We start from the raw sequence: 22,007 nt of genomic DNA, 5'->3' as shown, positions 1-22,007 counted from the left end.
TCCGGGTCATGACGGGGGCGCCCTCGTCGGTGTGCCCGCCCGGGTGAGCGCCGGTGCGACCGGGCGCCGGGGCGCGGGCTCCGGAGACGGCGGAGCCGCCGCCACCCCGGGTGGGGCGGCGGCGGCTTCGCCGTGCGGGTCGGGCCCGACGGGTCGGGCCGTGCGGGTCAGGCCTTGCGGAGCCGGAAGGTCAGGCCGAGGCCCTCGTCCGAGAAGGTCTCGGACTCCCAGTCGGCGGCGCCCGCCGCGAAGTCGGTGGCCAGCACCTCCTCGGCGACCAGCGGGCCGTGCTCGGTGATCGCCTCGGTGGTCTCGTCGGAGGCGGCCTGCCAGCGCAGCACGATCCGGTCGGAGACCTCCAGGCCGGAGTTCTTCCGGGCCTCCTGGATCTGCCGGATCGCGTCGCGGGCGATGCCGAGGCGCTTGAGCTCCGGGGTGATGGCCAGGTCGAGGGCGACGGTGGCACCGGACTCGTTGGCGACCGCCCAGCCCTCGCGCGGGGTCTCGGTGATGATCACCTCGTCCGGGCCCAGCTCGATCCGCTCGCCGTTCAGCTCCACCCCGGTGCTGCCGGTGGCGCGCAGCTCGGCGGCGAGCACCGCGGCGTCGGCGGCCGCGACCACCTTGGCCACGTCCTGCACGCCCTTGCCGAAGCGCTTGCCGAGCGCCCGGAAGTTCGCCTTGGCGGTGGTGTCGACCAGCGAGCCGCCGACCTCGGCCAGCGACTCCAGGGTGGAGACGTTGAGCTCCTCGGCGATCTGCGCGCGCAGGTCGGCCGGCAGCTCCTCCCAGCCCTGGGCGGCGATCAGCGCGCGGGAGAGCGGCTGACGGGTCTTCACACCGGACTCGGCGCGGGTGGCCCGGCCCAGCTCGACCAGCCGGCGCACCAGCGCCATGTGGCGCGAGAGGTCGGCGTCGATCAGCGCCTCGTCCGCCTCCGGCCAGCCCGCCAGGTGGACCGAGGCCGGGGCCTGCGGGGCGACCGGGACGACGAGGTCCTGCCAGACCCGCTCGGTGATGAACGGCGTCAGCGGGGCCATCAGCCGGGTGACCGTCTCCAGCGCCTCGTGCAGGGTGGCGAGCGCGGCGGCGTCGCCCTGCCAGAAGCGGCGGCGGCCGCGGCGGACGTACCAGTTGGAGAGGTCGTCGACGAAGCCGGAGAGCAGCTTGCCGGCGCGCTGGGTGTCGTACGCCTCGAAGGCCGCGTCGACCTCGCGGACCAGGGTGTTCAGCTCGGAGAGCACCCAGCGGTCCAGCTGCGGCCGCGCCGCCGGGGCCGGGTCGCTCGCGGACGGCGCCCAGCCGGAGGTGCGGGCGTACAGGGCCTGGAAGGCCACGGTGTTCCAGTAGGTGAGGAGGGTCTTGCGGACCACCTCCTGGATGGTGCCGTGGCCGACCCGGCGGGCCGACCAGGGCGAACCGCCGGCCGCCATGAACCACCGCACCGCGTCCGCCCCGTGCTGGTCCATGAGCGGGATCGGCTGCAGGATGTTGCCCAGGTGCTTGGACATCTTGCGGCCGTCCTCGGCCAGGATGTGGCCCAGGCAGACGACGTTCTGGTAGCTGCTCCTGTCGAACACCAGGGTGCCGACGGCCATCAGCGTGTAGAACCAGCCGCGGGTCTGGTCGATCGCCTCCGAGATGAACTGCGCCGGGTAGCGCTTCTCGAAGAGCTCCTTGTTCTGGTACGGGTAGCCGTACTGGGCGAAGGGCATCGAGCCGGAGTCGTACCAGGCGTCGATCACCTCGGGCACCCGGGTGGCGGTGCCGGAGCACTCGCGGCAGGCGAAGGTGACGTCGTCGATGTACGGGCGGTGCGGGTCCAGGCCGCTCTGGTCGGTGCCGGTGAGCTCGGAGAGCTCGGCCAGCGAGCCGACGCAGGTGAGGTGGTTCTCCTCGCAGCGCCAGATCGGCAGCGGGGTGCCCCAGTAGCGGTTGCGGCTGAGCGCCCAGTCGATGTTGTTGTTCAGCCAGTCGCCGAAGCGGCCGTGCTTGACCGTCTCCGGGTACCAGTTGGTGGCCTCGTTCTCGCGGATCATCGCGTCCTTGACGGCGGTGGTCCGGATGTACCAGGACGGCTGCGCGTAGTAGAGCAGCGCGGTGTGGCAGCGCCAGCAGTGCGGGTAGCTGTGCTCGTACGGCAGGTGGCGGAAGAGCAGGCCGCGCTCCTGGAGGTCCGCGACCAGGGCCTCGTCGGCCTTCTTGAAGAACTGGCCGCCGACCAGCGGGACCTCGGGCGCGAAGGTGCCGTCGGCGAGCACCGGGTTGACCACCGGCAGGCCGTAGCGGCGGCAGGTCGCGAGGTCGTCCGCGCCGAAGGCGGGGGACTGGTGGACGATGCCGGTGCCGTCCTCGGTGGTGACGTAGTCGGCGTTGAGGACGTAGTGCGCGTCCTCGATCTCGACCAGGTCGAAGGGGCGGCGGTACGCCCAGCGCTCCATCTCGGCGCCGGTGAAGGACTCGCCGGTGGCCTCCCAGCCCTCGCCGAGCGCCTTGGCCAGCAGCGGCTCCGCGACGACCAGCCGCTCGGTGCCGTCGGTGGCCACCACGTAGGTGACCTCGGGGTGGACGGCGGCGGCGGTGTTGGAGACCAGGGTCCACGGCGTGGTCGTCCAGACCAGCAGCGCGGCCCCGCCGGCCAGCGGGCCGGAGGTGAGCGGGAAGCGGACGAAGACCGAGGGGTCGACGACGGTCTCGTAGCCCTGGGCCAGCTCGTGGTCGGACAGGCCGGTGCCGCAGCGCGGGCACCAGGGGGCGACCCGGTGGTCCTGGACCAGCAGGCCCTTGTCGAAGATCTGCTTGAGCGACCACCAGACCGACTGGACGTAGGACGGGTCCATCGTCCGGTAGGCGTCGTCGAGGTCGACCCAGTAGCCCATCCGGGTGGTGAGCTCGGTGAAGGCGTCGGTGTGGCGGGTCACCGACTCGCGGCACTTGGCGTTGAACTCGGCGATGCCGTACGCCTCGATGTCCTGCTTGCCGGAGAAGCCCAGCTCCTTCTCGACGGCCAGCTCGACGGGGAGGCCGTGGCAGTCCCAGCCGGCCTTGCGGGCGACGTGGTAGCCCTTCATCGTCCGGTAGCGGGGGAAGACGTCCTTGAAGACGCGGGCCTCGATGTGGTGGGCGCCGGGCATGCCGTTGGCGGTCGGCGGGCCCTCGTAGAACACCCACTCGGGGCGGCCCTCGGACTGCTCCAGGCTGCGCTGGAAGATCTTGCTGTCCTGCCAGAAGGAGAGGATCTGGTGTTCGAGGGCAGGCAGGTCCACCTGTGCGGGGACGGCGTTGTAGGTGGTCATCGCGGTGTCAAACCTCCGGCGGATATCGGCTGGATCCGACGGAGGGACGAGACGGCGAGCCGCCCCGCGGTACCACCCTCCTTGGCCGCGGTGCTGCTGCGACCCTCTTGTTTGGGCTTGCTGCCGGTTCTACCGGGCCGCTGGGCTGACCAGCGGCCGTTCTTCCGGCGGCTCCGGGGTGATCTTCCCGCCGCGCACACCCCCGGGCTCGCACCGTCCCCGGGTCGCTGGTGGCTGCGTACGTCGGTACTCGTCCCATCTGCGCCTTGCCGGCCCAGTCTATCGGCAGCCGCAAGTCGGTTTGTCCGCCGCCGCGACGGCGCGCGGAGGCGGTTAGGCGGGGGTGTTCTGGGCACAACTCAGGTCAGCGCGCGGGGCGGGGCGGTTGTGACGGCTGCCTGGGTGGGATCATTGTGAGGCGTCGGTATGTCATGTTGTGACCGGTTTTGATGGGGATTATCGTTCCGGCACTGGAGGCCGCCGGGAACCGGCGGCTCGATTCGTTCGTAGATGGGGTCGAAGCCATGGCTGATGAGGCAACCGGCGCGGGTACCGTCACCAAGCGGGCCCGCAAGGCCGTGGCAGGCGAACCAGGGGAGGGGACCGTGACCACTACCGCACGGCACAAGACCAGCAACGATTCCGCGCTCGTGGCCCCCGGCCGCACCCGCACCCCCGCCGCGGCGGTCCGCGGCGGCGGCGCGGAGGCCGTGGACCCGGCCGAGCTTCCCGTCCGCCCGGGCGAGGACCCGTGGACTTCGCAGGAGGTGCACGAACTGCACGCCGAGCTGATCAGCGAGCTGGACCGGCTGCAGAACGAGATCGGCGCCGCCGAGGCCGCGATCACCGGGCTGATGCGGGACTCCAACGACGGAGCCGGCGACGACCAGGTCGACGCCGGTACGAAGAACATCTCGCGGGAGAGCGAGCTGGCGCTGGCCAACAACGCCAGGGACAGCCTCGCGCAGGTCGAGCGGGCCCTGGGCCGACTGGAGGGCGTCGGCTTCGGGACCTGCGAGTCCTGCGGCCAGGCCATCGGCAAGGCCCGCATGCAGGCCTTCCCCCGGGCGACGCTCTGCGTCCAGTGCAAGGCCAAGCAGGAACGCCGCTGACCGGGGCGACGCGGGGGGTCGGGCTTGCCGTACGCTCGACCCCGTAACGTCGCCTGACTCGTCGAGGTCGGCGACCACCGGCCCACTCTCCCCCGACCTTCGGCCCCGGGGGACCCTCATCGGCAGCGGAGCGGATCATCAGTACGCAAGGTTCCCCCCAGACGCGGGACGAGTCCGTCCCGACCCCCGCCGAAGCCCTGGAGGAGGCCGTGGCCGAGCCCGGTGAGGTGACCGCTCCGGTCGAGCAGGAGGCACCGAAGGGGCGCCGGCGGATCGGTGTCCTGCTGGGCGTCGCGCTGGTCGCCTTCCTGATCGACCTGGGGACCAAGCTGCTGGTGGTCGCCCGCCTGGAGAACCACGCGGCGATCAAGGTGATCGGCGACGTGGTGACCTTCCAGGTGATCCGCAACTCCGGCGCCGCGTTCGGCATGGGCCAGGCGCTGACCATCGTCTTCACCGTGATCGCGGCGTCGGTCATCGTGGTCATCTGGCGGATCGCCCGCCGGCTGTACAGCCTCCCCTGGGCGATCGCGCTCGGGCTGCTGCTCGGCGGGGCGCTGGGCAACCTGACCGACCGGCTGTTCCGCTCGCCGAGCGCCTTCCGCGGTCACGTCGTGGACTTCATCTCCGTCCAGCACTTCGCCGTCTTCAACCTCGCCGACTCGGCGATCGTCTGCGGCGGCATCCTGGTGGTGCTGCTCTCCTTCCGCGGCAGCAACCCGGACGGCACCGTCCACCAGCCGGCCGGCAAGGGCGCGGGCGGCAAGGACGGGGCGGCCGGGGGCGACGCCGGCGGGGACCGGCCCGGCCCGACCGCGTAAGGGGCGGCTCCCGCGTCCGGCATACTCGTACGGGTGAGTACCGCAGCGCAGATCCGCAGCCTCCCCGTACCCGACGGCCTGGAGGGCGAGCGTCTCGACGCCGCCCTCGCCCGGATGTTCGGTTTCTCCCGGACGAAGGCCGCCGAGTTGGCAGCCGACGGCAAGGTGACGCTCGACGGCGCCCTGGCCGGCAAGTCGGACCGGGTCACCGCCGGCTCCTGGCTGGAGGTCGAGATCCCGGCCCCCGCCGCGCCCGTGCGGATCGTCGCCGAGCATGTCGAGGGCATGCGCATCGTCCACGACGACGAGGACATCGTGCTCGTCGACAAGCCGGTCGGCGTCGCCGCCCACCCCAGCCCCGGCTGGACCGGTCCGACCGTGATCGGCGGCCTGGCCGCGGCCGGCTACCGGATCTCCACCTCGGGCGCCGCGGAGCGCCAGGGCGTCGTGCACCGGCTCGACGTGGGCACCTCCGGGCTGATGGTGGTCGCCAAGTCCGAGCGCGCCTACACCGACCTCAAGCGCCAGTTCCACGACCGGGTGACCGAGAAGAAGTACCACACGCTGGTGCAGGGCCACCCGGACCCGATGAGCGGCACCGTGGACGCGCCGATCGGGCGCCACCCCAGCTCCGACTGGAAGTGGGCGGTCATCCAGGAGGGCAAGCCCTCCGTCACCCACTACGACCTCATCGAGGCCTACCGGGCCGCCTCGCTGCTGGACATCAAGCTGGAGACCGGCCGGACCCACCAGATCCGGGTGCACATGTCGGCGCTGCGCCACCCCTGCGTGGGCGACCTGACCTACGGCGCCGACCCGACGCTGGCCAAGCGGCTCGGGCTGACCCGGCAGTGGCTGCACGCGGTCTCGCTCGCCTTCGAGCACCCGGCCGACGGCGAGTGGGTGCAGTTCGGCAGCGAGTACCCCGAGGACCTGCGCAGGGCGCTGGACATCATCTCGGCGGAGAGCTGACATGAGCTCCTTCGCGGCGCGGATCCGGGTGGCCGAGGGCGCGGACGACCTGGCACTGGTGCGGGGCGTCCGGCACGAGGTGTTCATCGCCGAGCAGGGCGTGCCCGAGGAACTGGAGTACGACGACCTCGACGCGACCTCCGAGCACCTGCTGGCGGTCGGCCCGGAGGGCGAGCCGCTCGGCACCGCCCGGCTGATCCACGGCCCGCAGGCGCTCGCCCTCACCGGCGGGACGGCGGGCCGGGTGCTGCTCGGCCGGCTCGCGGTGGTGAAGGCGGCGCGCGGCACCGGGCTGGGCGCCGAGCTGGTCCGCGCCGTCGAGGCGGCCGGGCGCGGGCGGGGCGCCCGTGAGGTCGAGCTGCACGCGCAGGTGCAGGCGCTGGGCTTCTACGAGCGGCTCGGCTACACGGCGGAGGGGCCGGTCTACGACGACGCCGGGATCCCGCACCGGACCATGACCCGGGTGCTCTAGGGCCGGTCCCGGTCCCGGGTCGCGCCGGGACCGGGGTGCTCCTCCGTGCGCAGTCGTCGGCGCCGGCTCGTACCGGCTGAGCTCCGCCTCCGGGCCGGCCGCCACCACCCGGACGGTGAGCCGGCCGACGGAGCCGAGCAGGAACAGCGGCACCAGGTGGTGCAGGCCGTCGTCGTGCCGGTGGAAGATCCGCTCCCGCGGGGCGGCGGCGAGCGCCAGCGCCGCCCCGGCCCCCAGCTGCAGGGGGATCCGGCAACGGCGCAGCAGTGCTCAGACGGCGTCGTCCGGATGGCTCGCGGCGACGCGCTGGAGGACCTGGTCGACGATCCGGCCGATCACCAGGGTGGCGGCGATGGCGGCGAGCAGGGCGATCAGCGGCCGGAGCACAGACACCTCGTCGTCGGGCGGTGGGATGGGACGGGCGGACGATACCCGGGCATAGTCGGATGAATCGGGCGTCTCGGCACGGCCCGGCCCGGGCGGCCTTATCGGACGCCTACCGGCACGGCGGATACGATCACCGACCATGGAGCTCGGTGGGGCGTGGCGTCGGTGGCGCGGCCGCGGAACGGCTGTCGGACGAAGAGTGCTGGCCGCGGCGGTGGCCCTGGTGGTGGTGGCCGGAGTCGGCACGGCGGTGGCGGTGGCCGCCGGCGGGGACGAGCCCGTCCGGCAGGAGGATCGTTTCCTCAGCATGCCGGAGACGCCCGGCAGCGACGCCACGGTCCAGCTGGACACCTCGTTCTTCACGACCGGGACGGGCCCCCGACCGGCGGTCCTGCTCGCCCACGGCTTCGGCGGTTCCAAGGAGGGTGAGCGCGAGCGCGCCCAGCAGCTCGCCCGGCAGGGCTACGCGGTGCTGACCTGGTCGGCGCGCGGCTTCGGCCACTCCGGCGGCCGGATCGGCCTCAACGCCCCCGACCGCGAGGTCGAGGACGTCCGGCACCTGGTCGACTGGCTGGCCCAGCGGCCCGAGGTGCGCCTCGACGGGCCGGGCGACCCGCGGGTCGGCATCACCGGTGCCTCGTACGGCGGGGCGGTGTCGCTGCTCGGCTCCGCGTACGACAGCCGGATCGACGCGGTGGCCAGCCAGATCACCTGGTGGAACCTGGCCGACGCGCTGTTCCCGCAGGGCGTGCGGGGCTCGGGCGCGGTGGACGGCGTGTTCAAGAAGCTCTGGGCCGGCATCTTCTTCACCACCGGCTCGGCGGGGGACCTCGGCCCCTCGGGCGAGGCCCCGCGCGGTGGCACCGGGCCGCAGCAGGCCCCGGGCGATTCGGCGGACGCGACGGTCGGCGGCGGCCGCTTCCTGGACGAGCTCTGCCGGATGTACGACCGGGTGGCGACCGCCGGTCACGCCGATCCGGAAGCCGTGGCCCTGCTGGACCGCTCCAGCCCGTCCTCGGTGGCCGGGCGGCTCAAGGCGCCCACCCTGGTCGTCCAGGGCCAGCAGGACTCGCTGTTCCCGCTCGACCAGGGCGATGCGATCGCCCGGGCGGTCGCGGCCAACGGCGCGCCGGTCGCGGTGGACTGGTTCGCGGGCGGGCACGACGGCGGCACCGACACCAGCGCCCGGGTGGACGACCGGGTCGGTGCCTGGTTCGACCGGTACCTGCAGGAGCCGGCCGGGCAGGACCCGCCCGGCTCCACCGGGCCGGCGTTCCGGGTGACCCGCACCGGCGGGGTGGACTCCACCGGCTTCCAGGCCGTGCTGCGCGGCGCCTCCGCCGACGCCTACCCCGGTCTGGCGGGCACCGGCTCGCGGCAGGTGGAGCTGACCGGCGGCAAGGCGGGCGCCGAGCAGACCTTCGCCAACCCGCCCGGCGGCGCGCCGCCCAACATCTCCGCGCTGCCCGGCATCGGCGCGCTCAGCCAGGCCGCCTCGCTCGGGGCCGGGCTCTCGCTCGACTTCCCCGGTCAGTACGCCGGGTTCGACTCGGCGCCGCTGGACGGGCAACTGCACCTGACCGGGCAGCCGACGGTCACGGTGAAGGTCGCGGCCGACCGGCCGGACGCGGTGCTCTTCGCCAAGCTGTACGACGTCGCGCCGGACGGCAAGCAGACCCTGCCGCAGCAGCTGTCCGCCCCGCTCCGGGTGACCGGCGCGGACGCGCCCGGCGGCCGGACCGTCACGGTGGCGCTGCCCACCGTCGACCACACCTTCGCCGCCGGGCACCGGCTGCGGCTGGTGCTCGCCGCGACCGACCTGGCGTACGCCTCGCCGGCCGAGCCGGCCACCTACCGGGTCTCCCTGGCCGGCCCGGTCACCGCGCCGACCGTCGCCGAGCTGGTCACCGAGGCCACCCCGCTGCCGGCCCGGACCTGGGTGCTGCCGCTGATCGCCGTCGCCGTGGCGGCCGCGCTGCTGCTCCTGCCGCGGCTGCGCCGACGCGGCCGGACCGCCCGGGGGTCGGCCTACGACCCGGCGCTGGCCGAGGTGCCGCTGCAGATCACCGGCCTCGGCAAGCGCTACAAGGGCGCCACCGACCGGTACGCCGTCCGGGACGTGGGCTTCCGGGTGGAGCAGGGCCAGGTGCTCGGGCTGCTCGGGCCCAACGGCGCCGGCAAGACCACCACGCTGAGGATGCTGATGGGCCTGATCCGGCCCGACGCCGGCGAGATCAGGATCTTCGGCCACCTGGTGCGGCCCGGCGCGCCGGTGCTGTCGCGGGTCGGGGCCTTCGTCGAGGGCGCCGGGTTCCTGCCGCACCTGAGCGGTCGGGCCAACCTGCGGCTGTACTGGCAGGCCACCGGCCGCCCGGAGGCGGACGCGCACCTGGCGGAGGCGCTCGCCATCGCCGGGCTCGGCGAGGCGCTGGACCGGGCGGTGCGGACCTACTCGCAGGGCATGCGGCAGCGCCTGGCCATCGCCCAGGCCATGCTCGGCCTGCCGGACCTGCTGATCCTGGACGAGCCGACCAACGGGCTCGACCCGCCGCAGATCCGTGAGATGCGCGAGGTGATGGTGCGCTACGCCGCCGCCGGACGGACCGTCATCGTCTCCAGCCACCTGCTGGCGGAGGTCGAGCAGAGCTGCACCGACCTGGTGGTGATGGACCGCGGCCGGCTGGTCACGGCGGGCGCCGTCGCCGAGATCATCGGTGCGGGCGAGCACCTGCTGATCGGCACACCCGCCTCGTTCGGGCCGTCGGAGCTGGCGGTGGCCGCCGACAAGGCGGGCGCGCTGGCCGGCGTGGGCTCGGTGGAGGTGGTCGAGGGCGGGCTGCTGGTGCGGCTGGACGGCATGGCGGCCAGCCAACTGCTGGCCGAGCTGGTGCGCCTGGGAGTGCCGGTGGAGCGGGCCGGACCGCACCGCCGGCTGGAGGACGCGTTCCTGTCGCTGATCGGAGGTGCGGCGTGAGCGCCGCTGTGTCACCGGACCACGTCTCACCGGACCGCGCGCCCGGGTACCGGCCCGGGCGGACTCTGCCGCTGCGGATCGAGGCCCTGCGCCAGCTGCGGCGCCGGCGCACCCTGGTGATCGGCGGGGTGCTGGCCGCGATGCCGTTCGTGATCCTGGCGGCGTTCCAGATCGGCGGCACGCCGGGGCGGGCCGACCGGACCAGCTTCATCGAGCTGGCCACCGCCTCCGGCCCCAACTTCGCGACCACCCTGCTCTTCATGGGCACCGGCTTCCTGCTGGTGATCCCGGTGGCGCTGTTCTGCGGGGACACCGTGGCCTCGGAGGCCAGCTGGTCCTCGCTGCGCTACCTGCTGGCCGCGCCGGTGCCCCGGGCCCGGCTGCTGGCCCGCAAGTTCGTGGTGGGGCTGGCCTTCTCGGCGGCGGCCGTGGTGCTGCTGCCGACGATCGGGCTGCTGGTCGGCACCGCCGCGTACGGCTGGGGGGACCTGAAGCTGCCCACCGGCGCGACCCTGTCGGCGACGGAGGCACTGCCGCGGCTGGCGCTCGCGGTGGCGTTCGTGTTCCTCAGCGAGGTCGTGATCGCGGCGCTGGCGTTCTGGCTCTCCACCGCGACCGACGCGCCGCTGGGCGCGGTCGGCGGCGCGGTGTTCGCCTCCATCGTCACCGGGGTGCTGGACGCCGTCACCGCCCTCGGTGACCTGCGGGAATGGCTTCCCGCGCACTGGCAGTACGCCTGGGCGGACGCCCTGCAGCCGCAGTTGGAGTGGGGCGGCATGGTGCAGGGCGTCTCGCTGTCGCTCTCCTACGCGGTGGTGCTGCTGGCGCTGGCGTTCCGCGGGTTCGCGCGCAAGGACGTGGTGTCCTGAGGAGCCTGCGGAGGGGCGTCTGCGGAGGGGGTACGCCTGGGTGGCGTACCCCCTCCGGGGCGCGGCCTACTTGACGGGAGAGTAGACCCGCTCGATCTGCTGGGTGCCGGACCGGGTGCGGTAGGAGCGCGTCCACTTGGTGGTGGCGTCCTTGCGGGTGCGGTCGGAGAGGACGTAGTAGTCCATCTGGGTCTGGCTCGGGGTGATGTCCAGGACGCCGTAGCCGTGCGAGTCCAGGTCGACCCACTTGACGTGCGGGTTGGCCGACTTGATCGCCGCGGCCGCCACCAGCGAGAGGGTCTGCGGGGCGACCTTGAGGACGTCGTCGATGTTGTCCGACGTCACCGAGGTCACCACGAACTCGGTGGCCGCGCTGCCCGAGAGCGGGTAGGTGGCGGCCTCGTTGGGGACGTCCGACGCCCAGGCGGAGTGGATGTCACCGGTCAGGAAGACGGTGTTGGTGATGCCGTTCGTCTTGAGGTGGCCGAGCAGCTCGCGGCGGTCGTGGGTGTAGCCGTCCCACTGGTCGGTGTTGACCGCGAGGCCCTCGCCCGGCAGGCCGAGCAGCTTGGCCAGCGGGCGCAGCAGGTAGTCCGGCAGCGAGAAGAAGGCGACCGGGGAGATCATCACCTCATTGCCGATCAACCGCCAGGTGGTGTCGGAGGCGGTGAGCCCGGCCTTCAGCCAGTCCATCTGGGCGCGACCGGTGATGCTGCGGTCGGCCGAGTCGACGTCGCCGTTGCCGACCTTGACCTGCTCCGAGCGGAACGAGCGCTGGTCCATCAGGTGGAAGTCGGCGAGCTTGCCGTAGCGCAGGCGGCGGTAGGTGGTGCCGGCGATCGACGGGCGGACCGGCATCCACTCGAAGTAGGCCTGCTTGGCGGCGGCCATCCGGTCGGCCCAGTCGCCCTCGGTGCCGGGGGTGTGGTTCTCGGCGCCGCCGGACCAGGCGTCGTTGGCGAACTCGTGGTCGTCCCAGATCGCGATGGTCGGGACCTGCGCGTGCAGCCCCTGGAGGTCCTCGTCGGTCTTGTAGCGGCCGTGCCTGGTCCGGTAGTCGGCGAGGGTGAGGATCTCGTGGGTGGGTGCGTGCGGGCGCACGACCGAGCCGCGGGCGCAGAACTCGCCGGTCTTGTACTCGTAGATGTAGTCGCCGAGGAAGAGGAAGGCGTCCAGGTCGCCGCGGGCGGCGAGGTGGCGGTAGGCGGAGAAGTAGCCGGCCTCCCAGTTGGCGCAGGACGCGACGCCCAGGCGCAGACGGGAGAGGGCGGCGTCGGCGGCCGGGGTGGTGTGGGTGCGGCCGACCGGGGAGACGGCGGCGCCGGCGGTGAAGCGGTACCAGTAGAGGGTGTCCGGGGTCAGGCCGCGGACGTCGGCCTTGACGGTGTGGTCGGAGGCGGCGGTGGCGGTCACCGTGCCGCCCGCCGCGATCCGGGTGAAGCCCTTGTCGGTGGCGAGCTCCCAGCGGACCTCGGTGGCCGGGCCCGTGGCGGAGCCGGGAACGGCGTCGGGGGTCGGGGTGACCCGGGTCCAGAGCAGGATGCCGTCGGGGAGCGGGTCGCCGGAGGCGACGCCGTGCAGGAACTGCGGGGCGGTCGCGGCCGAGGCCGCGGAGCCGAGGGCGAGCGGCAGGGCGGCGGCGCCCGCCACGATCGCGGTGGCCTTCAGCACCTGGCGGCGGTGCGGGCGGGCAGCGGTCATGTCATCGACAAGGTCAGTCACGGCGGACAGGCTACCGGTCGGTAACGCGCCGCTCCATAGGTCGGACTGACTGTTCGTCGCCGCTTCACCGACGCGTGGCCTCCGCCACCGCCGCGCGGGCGCGAGGCCACCCGGTGGCCATGGGCGATGATGGGGGGAGTCTCCGCCCGCCCTGCAAGGAAGTCCGACCGTGGCCCAGATCCTGCTCCTCCACTCCGTCTACGGACTGCGCCCCGCCGTCCACGCCGCCGCCGACCGGCTGCGCGCCGCCGGGCACACCGTGCACACCCCGGACCTGTTCGACGGGAAGACCTTCGACGACGTCGAGGAGGGCATGGCGTACAAGGAGGAGCTCGGCAGTGACGAGCTGCTGCGCCGGGCCGTCGGCGCCGCCGCCCCGCTGCTGGGGTCGGGAGCCTCGCTCGTCTACGCGGGCCTCTCGCTCGGCGGCTCGCTCGCCCAGAACCTCGCGCTGGCCGACGAGAAGGCGCTCGGCCTGCTCCTGCTGCACGGCACCTCGGACATCCGGGAGGACGCGGCGACCTCGATCCCCGTCCAGCTGCACGTGGCCGAGCCGGACCCGTTCGAGTCCGAGGACTGGCTGAACGCCTGGTACCTGCAGCTGCGCCGGGCCGGCGCCGACGTCGAGGTCCACCGCTACCGGGGCGCCGGTCACGTCTACACCGACCCCGAGCTGCCCGACTACGACGCCGAGGCGGCCGAGCGGACCTGGGCGGTGGCCCTGGACTTCCTCGCCGAGCTGGACGACCAGGCGGCCTGAGACGCGCCCCGTGCACAGGAAGTCGGCCCGGTCGACTTCCTGTGCATCGAGCCTGGCTCAGCTGCTACGGCACCGGCACCGGCGCTGGTACAGGCACCGGCGCTGCGCCGCGCAGCAGGCCGCGCGCGAACTCGGCGCCGATCCGGTTCCGCTCGGCGGCGGCCCTGTCCGGCGCTGCGGCAGGGGGCATGAGCCCCGGTGACGCCCGGCGGCAGATCGTCCCGCCGCCGGGCGTCACCGGGGCCGCGCAACGGGCGCACTCCCCGATCGCGGCCGGGTGAGGTTCATGTCGGTCTCCGCATCGCATGTCCGGGAAGGCCGACGCTAGCGGGGATGTAGGTCGGAAACCGTCCTCGACGGGGGCTGGGGGAGGATGGCGGGGTGACACAGCGGAGATACGAGTACGCACCGGCAGCGACGCTGCCGGGGCTGTTGCAGCGGGGCCGGGGGCTCGGGGCGCGGATGGCCGAGGAGGACCCGGCGGCGGCCGCCGAGCTGGTGTACGGGTGCGTGCGGTGGGACTGGCGGTGGGAGCCCGTCGATCAGCGGGCGCTCTATCTGGCGCGGCTGGTCAGGGACCTCGCGCTGCCGGTCGGGCCGGTGGTCGAGCTGCTGGCGGGGGACGAGGACACCTGTGAGCGGGCCGGCGCGGTGCTGGTGCTGCTGGCGCTCGACGGGTCGGCGCAGGCCCGGGAGGCGCTGCGGGCGCATGTGCGGGTGGGGCGGCACTGGGCGCCGGTGCTGGAGGCGATGGCGGACCGGTGGCCGGTGGAGTGGTGGGAGGACCTGGCGGAGACGGCCGGGGAACGGGCGCGGCGGGATCCGGCGGACCGGTGGGGCGAGCCGTGGACGCGTTGGGGGTGGGTCCGGCCGGGGCCGGTGCACGGGCCCCGGGAGGCGAAGCCGTTGGCGAGGACGGGGAACGCGGAGCTGCTGGAGCTGCTGGCGGACCCGGCCGAGTCGCAGGAGCGACGGACCGCCGCGCTGGACGTGCTCGACGACCGGGGGCCGGAGCCCGGGGTGCTTCCACTGGTGCCGTCGCTGGGGACGGCGGACGGCAGGTACGTGCTGTGGCCACTGACCGGGGTGCTGGAGAAGCTCGGCGCGGGGGCGGTGCCCGCCGCGCGGGAGTGGGCCGCGGTCACGGAGCCGGACTGGCTGCGGGCGCAGGGGCAGTGGGTACTGGCCGAGTACGGGGCGGCCGAGGATGTCCCGGTGCTGGTGGCGGAGCTGGAACGGCACTGGGTGCGGCGGCACTGGTGCGGGCCGAGGAGGCAGGCCAAGGCGCTCGCCCGGTTCGGGCCGGCGGAGGCCGGCGACGCCGTCTCGCTGCTGCGCCGGTTCTGGCTGTGGACGCCGCACTCGTACGAGCGGGCCGCGTACCTGGAGGCGCTGGCCGCGATCGGCCCGGCCGGGCTGGGCGCGGGGTACACCGAGTCGCTCCGGGACTGCGAGGCGGCGGCGCGGCTGCTGGCCGTCGGGCACGCGCCGGACGGGCCGGAGGTGCGGGAGCGGCTGGCCTACCTGCGGGACGACCCGATGGAGGAGGCGGAGGTCAGGGCCGCCGCCGGGGAGCGGCTGGCGGCCCTGACCGGGTAGCCCTACAGGCCGGGGATGCGGCCGTTGCGGTAGAGGTCGACGAAGAGCTGGTGGTCCTGGCGGGCCTGCGCCCCGTAGGCGTGCGCGAAGTCGACCAGCATCGCCGGGAAGCCGGCCTCGTCGCGGGTGATGGCGGCGTCGATGGCGTGCTCGGTGGAGAACGGCACCAGGGTGTGGCCGCTGGAGGACTCGTCGGCGGCCGCGTGCATGGTGGCGGTGGCGCGGCCGAGGTACTCGGTGACGGCGAGCAGGTCGGACAGCTCGTTGAGGTCGGTCCAGTCGAGGTCGGTGGTGTAGGGGGAGACCTCGGCGACCAGCTGGCCGCGCCCGCGCAGGGTGGTGTGGCCGAGCCACGGGTCGCTGTGCGCCTGGAGGGCGCGCTGGGAGATGACCGTGCGGTGGCCCTCGTGCTCGAAGTACCCGGCGATCGCCGGGTCGGTGACGTGCCGCGACACGGCCGGGGTCTGGCCCTGCTTCATGTAGATGACGACGTCGTTCTCCAGCGCGTCGGTGTGCCCCTCCAGCAGCAGGTTGTAGGAGGGCAGGCCGGCGCTGCCGATGCCGATGCCACGGCGGCCGACGACGTCCTTGACCTTCAGCGACTCCGGCCGGGTGCGGGAGGCGGGCGGCAGGGTGGCGACGTAGGCCTCGAAGGCGGCGAGCACCTCGGCGCGGGTCGCTTCGTCCAGCTCGATCGCGCCGCCGCCGAGGCGGAACCGGCGCTCGTAGCCCTCGACGACGGTGTCGCCGTCGAGCAGCGCGACCCGGGTCTGCAGCCGGGCCCGGCGCAGGGTGTCCAGGATCGGGCCGGTGGCGGTGTCCAGGGTGAAGGGGTCGGCGTCGCCGGAGGAGACGTGGGCGGCGATCTGGGCCCGGTAGGCGGTGGCGAAGGCGGTGACCAGCTGGGTGATCGTGGTGTCGGACAGTGCCTTGGCGTAGCCGATCAGGGCCAGCGAGGCGGCGAGGCGCTGGACGTCCCAGGTGAAGGCGCCGACGTAGGCCTCGTCGAAGTCGTTGACGTTGAAGACGAGCCGGCCCTCGGCGTTCAGGTAGGTGCCGAAGTTCTCGGCGTGCAGGTCCCCGTGGATCCAGACCCGGCTGGTGCGCTCGTCCAGGAAGGTGGCGCCGTACCCGGCGAACGGGCCGTCGGCGAGGTCGGCGTAGTAGAGGCCGGCGGTGCCGCGGTAGAAGGCGAACGCCGAGGCGGCCATCTTCCGGAACTTCACCCGGAACGCCGCCGGGTCCTTGGCGAGCAGGTCGCCGAAGGCCGTGTCGAAGACGCTCAGGACGGTCTCGGCGCGGTGGTCGGCGATGGGCTGCGGGTGGGACATGGAAGGGTCCTTTGCGGCGTGGTGGGCGGCCGGGCACTTCTGGGGCCGGAGGCTAGAGTAGGACCGTGAACGTGTGAGAGCTGGTCCGGGCCCCGATGGCGGCTCGGACCACAGCTGTTTCCAGGCACCTCCGTGACCTGTGCGTTCGCCGGCCAGCCAGACAGCACCAGCCTCCGGAGGCCCCGCCTTGAGCGACCAGCCGTACGCGCACCTGCACGTCCACACCGAGTACTCGATGCTGGACGGCGCCGCCCGGCTGAAGCAGCTCTTCAAGGAGGTCGAGCGGCTGGGCCAGACCCATGTCGCGATGACCGACCACGGCAACATGTACGGCGCGGCGGAGTTCCACAAGCAGGCCACCGCCGCCGGGATCACGCCGGTGATCGGCATCGAGGCGTACGTCGCGCCCGAGTCGCGCACCAACACCAAGCGCGTCCTCTGGGGGCAGCCGCACCAGAAGCGGGACGACGTCTCGGCGTCCGGGGCCTACACCCACAAGACCATCTGGGCCCGCAACAAGCAGGGCCTGCACAACCTCTTCAAGCTGACCTCGCGCTCCTACGCCGAGGGCTGGCTGGTGAAGTGGCCCCGGATGGACAAGGAGATCATCGCCGAGCACGCGGCCGGCCTGATGGCCACCACCGGCTGCCCCTCCGGCGAGGTGCAGACCAGGCTGCGGCTCGGCCAGTTCGACGAGGCGCTCCGGTCCGCCGCCGACTACCGGGAGATCTTCGGCCGGGAGAACTACTTCCTGGAGCTGATGGACCACGGCCTGGACATCGAGAAGCGGGTCCGCGACGGGCTGCTGGAGATCGGCCGGAAGCTGGACATCCCGCCGGTGGTCACCAACGACTCGCACTACACCACCGAGTCCGACGCCGGCGCGCACGACCTGCTGCTCTGCGTCCAGACCGGCAAGAACCTCTCGGACCCGGACCGCTTCCGCTTCGACGGCACCGGCTACTACATCAAGTCGGCCGCCGAGATGTACGCGCTGGACTCCTCGGACGCCTGGCAGGAGGGCTGCCGCAACAGCCAGCTGCTGGTCGCCTCGCGGGTCGACACCGAGGGCATGTTCGAGTTCAAGAACCTGATGCCGCGCTTCCCGATCCCGGCGGGCTTCGCGTCGGAGGCGGACTTCTTCAGGGCCCAGGTCTGGCAGGGCATGGACCGGCGCTTCCCGGGCGGGTACGACGAGGAGCACAAGAAGCTCGCCGAGTACGAGATGGACACCATCATCCAGATGGGGTTCCCGGCGTACTTCCTCGTGGTCGCCGACTTCATCATGTGGGCCAAGGAGCAGGGCATCGCGGTGGGCCCGGGCCGCGGCTCGGCGGCCGGCTCGCTGGTCGCCTACGCGATGGGCATCACCGACCTCGACCCGATCCCGCACGGCCTGATCTTCGAGCGCTTCCTCAACCCCGAGCGCGTCTCCATGCCCGACGTCGACATCGACTTCGACGAGCGCCGGCGCGGTGACGTGATCCGGTACGTGACGGACAAGTGGGGCTCCGACAAGGTCGCCATGATCGTCACGTACGGCACCATCAAGGCGAAGGCCGCCATCAAGGACTCCTCGCGCGTCCTCGGCTACCCGTACGCGATGGGCGACCGGATCACCAAGGCGATGCCGCCGGACGTCATGGGCAAGGGCATCCCGCTCTCCGGCATCACCGACCCCTCGCACCCGCGCTACGGCGAGGCCGGCGAGATCCGCGGGCTGTACGAGAACGACCCGGACGTCCGCAAGGTGATCGACACCGCGCGCGGCATCGAGGGGCTGATCCGCCAGCCCGGGGTGCACGCGGCCGGCGTCATCATGTCCGCCGAGCCGCTCACCGACCACATCCCGGTCTGGACCCGGCACACCGACGGCGTCACCATCACGCAGTTCGACTACCCCACCTGCGAGGGCCTCGGCCTTCTCAAGATGGACTTCCTCGGCCTGCGCAACCTGACGATCATGGACGATGCCGTCAAGGCGATCGAGCGGAACAAGGGCGTCAGGATCAACTTGCTCGACCTGCCCCTGGACGACAAGCCCGCCTACGAGCTGCTGGCCCGCGGCGACACGCTCGGCGTCTTCCAGCTCGACGGCGGGCCGATGCGCTCGCTGCTGCGCCTGATGAAGCCCGACAACTTCGAGGACATCTCCGCCGTCCTCGCGCTGTACCGACCGGGCCCGATGGGCGTCAACTCTCACACCAACTACGCGTTGCGCAAGAACGGCCAGCAGGAGATCACCCCGATCCACCCGGAGCTGGAGAAGCCCCTGGAGGAGATCCTCAAGCCGACGTACGGCCTGATCGTCTACCAGGAGCAGGTGCAGAAGGCCGCCCAGATCCTGGCCGGCTACTCGCTCGGCCAGGCCGACCTGCTGCGCCGCGCGATGGGCAAGAAGAAGAAGGAGATCCTGGAGGCCGAGTTCGTCCCGTTCCAGCGGGGCTGCCGCGAGCGCGGCTACTCGGACGCGGCGATCCAGGCGGTGTGGGACGTCCTCGTCCCCTTCTCCGGCTACGCCTTCAACAAGGCGCACACCGCCGGGTACGGGCTGGTCTCGTACTGGACGGCGTACCTCAAGGCCAACTACCCGGCCGAGTACATGTCCGGGCTGCTGACCTCGGTGAAGGACGACAAGGACAAGTCGGCGGTCTACCTCAACGAGTGCCGGAAGATGGGCATCCAGGTGCTCCCGCCGGACGTCAACGAGTCCGACTCCGACTTCACCCCGCACGGGGATACCCTCGTCCGGTTCGGTCTCACCGCCATCCGCAACGTCGGCGGGCCGGTGGTGGAGTCGCTGATCCGCACCCGGAAGGCGAAGGGGAAGTTCACCTCCTTCCCCGACTTCCTGGTGAAGGTGGAGTCGGTGGTCTGCAACAAGCGGACCGTCGAATCGCTCATCAAGGCGGGCGCGTTCGACTCGCTCGGGCACACCCGCAAGGGGCTGACCGCGGAGTTCGAGCCGATGATCGACAACGTGGTCGGGGTCAAGCGCAAGGAGGCGGAGGGCCAGTTCGACCTGTTCGGAGGCGACGCGGTCGCCGACGAGCCGAGCTTCGGGCTGGACGTGGTCTTCTCCGAGGAGGAGTGGGACAAGGCCTTCCTGCTCACCCAGGAGCGGGAGATGCTCGGCCTCTACGTCTCCTCGCACCCGCTGCACGGCATCGAGCACCTCCTCGCCGACAGGGCGGACTGCGCGGTGGCCGACCTCGCGGAGCGGCCGGACGGCTCGATCGTCACCATCGGCGGCATCATCTCGGGCCTCCAGCGGAAGATGACCAAGCAGGGCAACGCCTGGGCGATCGCCACCGTCGAGGACCTGGCGGGCTCGATCGACTGCATGTTCTTCCCCGCCAGCTACCAGCTGGTCTCCTCGCAACTCGTCGAGGACTCCGTGGTGTTCGTCCGCGGCAAGCTGGACAAGCGGGAGGACGTGCCGCGGCTGATGGGGATGGAGCTGTCGGTGCCGGACCTGTCGAACGTCGCCGCCCAGCTCCCGATCACCCTCACCATCGCGGAGAGCCGGCTCAACCCGCAGGTGGTGACCCGGCTCGGCGAGGTACTGGCCCACCACAAGGGGACCACCGAGGTGCACGTCCACCTCCGGCGCGGCGGCACCACCACGGTGCTGCGGCTGGACCGGCACCGGGTGAAGTCCGACCCGGCGCTGTTCGGGGACCTCAAGCAGCTGCTCGGGCCGAGCTGCCTGGCGAACTGAGACCGGCCCCGGGAGACGCCCCGGGGCGAGCTCAGAGCACCGCGCCGCCGAGGGCGGGCGGGACGGCGGTGTGCAGGGCCGAGACGAAGGCCGAGATCGCCGGGTGCGAGCCCGCGCCCGCCCGGAAGGCGGCGCGGGTCCGGCGGTACATCGGCAGCCGGGTCAGCACCACCCCGGGCGGGGTCCGTTCCGTGCCCAGCTGCGGGACCAGCGCCACCCCCTGGCCGGCCGCCACCAGGGCCAGCACCGTCGCGAAGTCGTCGATCTGGTGCCGGATCCGGGGGGCGAAGCCAGCGCTCTCGCAGGCCCGGACGGCCATGCTGTGGCAGAGCGTGCCGCGCGGCGCCATGATCCAGGGCGCGACGCGCTGCTCGGCGACGGTGCCGGCCGCCCGGGCCGCCAGGTACATCGGCTCGGTGAACACCGGGCGGGTCACCGCCAGGCCGGGCTCCGGGTCGGTCGGCACCAGGTCGTACTCGTGCACCAGCGCGACGTCCAGCTCGCCCGCGCGCAGCGCCGCCGCCACGTCCGCCGGGTCCACCTCCGCCACCATCGGCTCCAGCCCCGGGTGCCAGCCGGACAGCTCGGCGAGCACCGCCGGGATCACCGCCCGGGCCGCCGAAGGATAGGTGCCGATCCGCAGGGGACCGGCCAGCCCCTCCCTGGCGTGGGCGAGTTCGGCGCCGGCCTGTTCCAGCCGTGCCAGCACCGCCTCGGCGTGCCGGACCAGGCCCAGCCCGGCCGGGGTCAGCGCGACCCGCCGCCCGGTGCGCTCCAGCAGCGGGACACCGGCCTCCTTCTCCAGGACGGACAGTTGCTGGGAGACCGCCGAAGGGCTGAACGAGAGCGACTCGGCGACGGCGGCGATGGTGCCGAGGTGGGCGAGTTCGCGCAGCAGGCGCAGGCGTCGGACATCGAGCATCGGCCCAGCTTACGAGAAGCGTCAGAAATGTGAACTGGACCTGAGTGATGACCGGGCCGCAGGATCGTGGGCATGGAACACACGGTTCTCAAGGGCATCTACGTCCCGCTGGTCACCCCGTTCGCCGAGGACGGCTCGGTGGCGCTGGACGCACTGGAGAAGCTGGCCGGTTCGCTGCTGGACGACGGCGCGGCCGGGCTGGTCGCGCTCGGCACCACCGGCGAACCGGCCACGCTGGACGCGGCCGAGCGGCGCGCGGTGGTCGACGTCTGCGCGGCCGTCTGCGCCGATCGCGGCGCCCAGCTGGTGGTCGGCGCGGGCGGGGCCGACACCCGGGCCGCCGCCGAGGAGCTGGCCGGGCTGGGCGCGCGGGTGCCGGGGGCGGCGGCCGCGCTGGTCACCGTCCCGGCCTTCGTCCGCCCGGGCGAGGCCGGGACGGTCGCGCACTTCCGGGCGCTGGCCGCGGCGAGCGCGGTGCCGCTGGTCATCTACCACATCCCGTACCGGACCGGGCAGCAGCTGTCGGCCGGCGCGCTGCTCGAACTCGCCGCGATCGACGGCGTGGTCGGCGTCAAGTACGCGACCGGCGGGCTGGACCAGGCGGCCGTCGAGCTGCTCGCGCAGGCCCCGGACGGGTTCGCGGTGCTGTCCGGCGAGGACGCCTTCCTCGCGCCGGTGCTGGCGCTCGGCGGCGCCGGCGGCATCCCGGCCTCGGCCCACCTGGCCACCGCCCGGTTCGTCGAGCTGACCGACGCCTGGGAGCGCGGGGACGTACCGCGGGCGCGGGCCCTGGGGCACCGGCTGACCGCGTTGGCGACGGCCGCCTTCGCCGCGCCCAACCCCGCGGTGGTCAAGGGCGTGCTGCACGCGCAGGGCCGGATCCCCACCCCGGACGTCCGGCTGCCGCTGCTGCCGGCGGGGGCGGACGAGGTGGCGGTGGCGCTCGCACTCGCCACCGGTCTGGACCACTAGTCCGGCCCGGGCCGATCCGGCCGGATCGGCGCCCGGCGGGACCGGCCGGACCGGGGCCGGGCTCTCACACCGTGGAA

The 22,007-nt window shown here is 73.1% G+C and carries 14 protein-coding genes; 10 read left to right on the top strand and 4 right to left on the bottom strand.

Annotation, left to right across the window (positions count from 1 at the left end; translation table 11 throughout):
• Positions 1-167: 167 nt before the first annotated feature.
• Complete coding sequence (ileS, locus tag OG618_RS11490) at positions 168-3,296, bottom strand: isoleucine--tRNA ligase (RefSeq protein WP_329487248.1); 3,129 nt, start codon at positions 3,294-3,296, stop codon at positions 168-170.
• 605 nt (positions 3,297-3,901) lie between these two features.
• Here ileS and OG618_RS11485 point away from each other — a divergent pair.
• The 6 genes from OG618_RS11485 (at position 3,902) to OG618_RS11460 (ending at position 10,903) form a co-directional block, all read left to right on the top strand.
• Positions 3,902-4,408, top strand: a complete 507-nt coding sequence (locus tag OG618_RS11485; RefSeq protein WP_359834327.1) for a TraR/DksA family transcriptional regulator — start codon at positions 3,902-3,904, stop codon at positions 4,406-4,408.
• A gap of 209 nt (positions 4,409-4,617) precedes the next feature.
• Positions 4,618-5,229 (top strand): signal peptidase II, encoded by a 612-nt coding sequence (lspA, locus tag OG618_RS11480; RefSeq protein WP_329487247.1) that lies wholly within the window; start codon positions 4,618-4,620, stop codon positions 5,227-5,229.
• Between the two features lie 33 nt (positions 5,230-5,262).
• Positions 5,263-6,201, top strand: a complete 939-nt coding sequence (locus OG618_RS11475; RefSeq protein WP_329487246.1) for an RluA family pseudouridine synthase — start codon at positions 5,263-5,265, stop codon at positions 6,199-6,201.
• A 1-nt stretch (position 6,202) separates the two neighbouring features.
• The gene (locus OG618_RS11470) at positions 6,203-6,673 is read left to right on the top strand and encodes a GNAT family N-acetyltransferase (RefSeq protein WP_329487245.1); all 471 of its coding nucleotides are present in this window, start codon (positions 6,203-6,205) and stop codon (positions 6,671-6,673) included.
• A gap of 526 nt (positions 6,674-7,199) precedes the next feature.
• Positions 7,200-10,034, top strand: a complete 2,835-nt coding sequence (locus OG618_RS11465) for an alpha/beta fold hydrolase (protein ID WP_329487244.1) — start codon at positions 7,200-7,202, stop codon at positions 10,032-10,034.
• A complete protein-coding gene (locus OG618_RS11460) occupies positions 10,031-10,903 on the top strand; it encodes an ABC transporter permease (RefSeq protein WP_329487243.1) in 873 nt (290 codons plus the stop codon). Before OG618_RS11465 ends, OG618_RS11460 begins: the two co-directional genes overlap by 4 nt.
• Before the next feature lie 66 nt (positions 10,904-10,969).
• Here the strand turns inward: OG618_RS11460 and OG618_RS11455 are convergent, their stop codons facing one another.
• The gene (locus OG618_RS11455) at positions 10,970-12,604 is read right to left on the bottom strand and encodes an alkaline phosphatase D family protein (protein WP_329492078.1); all 1,635 of its coding nucleotides are present in this window, start codon (positions 12,602-12,604) and stop codon (positions 10,970-10,972) included.
• A gap of 190 nt (positions 12,605-12,794) precedes the next feature.
• On the opposite strand from OG618_RS11455, the gene OG618_RS11450 reads away from it, so the two are divergent.
• Positions 12,795-13,385 carry a dienelactone hydrolase family protein gene (locus OG618_RS11450; RefSeq protein WP_329487242.1) on the top strand — a complete coding sequence of 197 codons (591 nt, stop codon included), beginning with the start codon at positions 12,795-12,797 and terminating at the stop codon, positions 13,383-13,385.
• A gap of 381 nt (positions 13,386-13,766) precedes the next feature.
• Positions 13,767-14,984 carry a hypothetical protein gene (locus OG618_RS11445; protein WP_329487241.1) on the top strand — a complete coding sequence of 406 codons (1,218 nt, stop codon included), beginning with the start codon at positions 13,767-13,769 and terminating at the stop codon, positions 14,982-14,984.
• 2 nt (positions 14,985-14,986) lie between these two features.
• On the opposite strand, the gene OG618_RS11440 is transcribed toward OG618_RS11445, so the two are convergent.
• Entirely contained in the window at positions 14,987-16,315 is a 1,329-nt protein-coding gene (locus OG618_RS11440; RefSeq protein ID WP_329487240.1) for a DUF2252 domain-containing protein, read from the bottom strand.
• 187 nt (positions 16,316-16,502) lie between these two features.
• On the opposite strand from OG618_RS11440, the gene dnaE reads away from it, so the two are divergent.
• Positions 16,503-20,036, top strand: a complete 3,534-nt coding sequence (gene dnaE, locus OG618_RS11435) for a DNA polymerase III subunit alpha (RefSeq protein WP_329487239.1) — start codon at positions 16,503-16,505, stop codon at positions 20,034-20,036.
• A gap of 31 nt (positions 20,037-20,067) precedes the next feature.
• Here the strand turns inward: dnaE and OG618_RS11430 are convergent, their stop codons facing one another.
• Positions 20,068-20,958 (bottom strand): LysR family transcriptional regulator, encoded by an 891-nt coding sequence (locus OG618_RS11430; RefSeq protein ID WP_329487238.1) that lies wholly within the window; start codon positions 20,956-20,958, stop codon positions 20,068-20,070.
• 72 nt (positions 20,959-21,030) lie between these two features.
• On the opposite strand from OG618_RS11430, the gene OG618_RS11425 reads away from it, so the two are divergent.
• A complete protein-coding gene (locus OG618_RS11425) occupies positions 21,031-21,930 on the top strand; it encodes a 4-hydroxy-tetrahydrodipicolinate synthase family protein (protein ID WP_329487237.1) in 900 nt (299 codons plus the stop codon).
• The last annotated feature ends 77 nt before the right edge of the window (positions 21,931-22,007 follow it).

It is taken from the genome of Kitasatospora sp. NBC_01246 (assembly GCF_036226505.1).
In the GTDB taxonomy this organism is placed as follows: Bacteria; Actinomycetota; Actinomycetes; order Streptomycetales; family Streptomycetaceae; genus Kitasatospora.
This window is presented reverse-complemented; position numbering and strand designations above follow the sequence as displayed.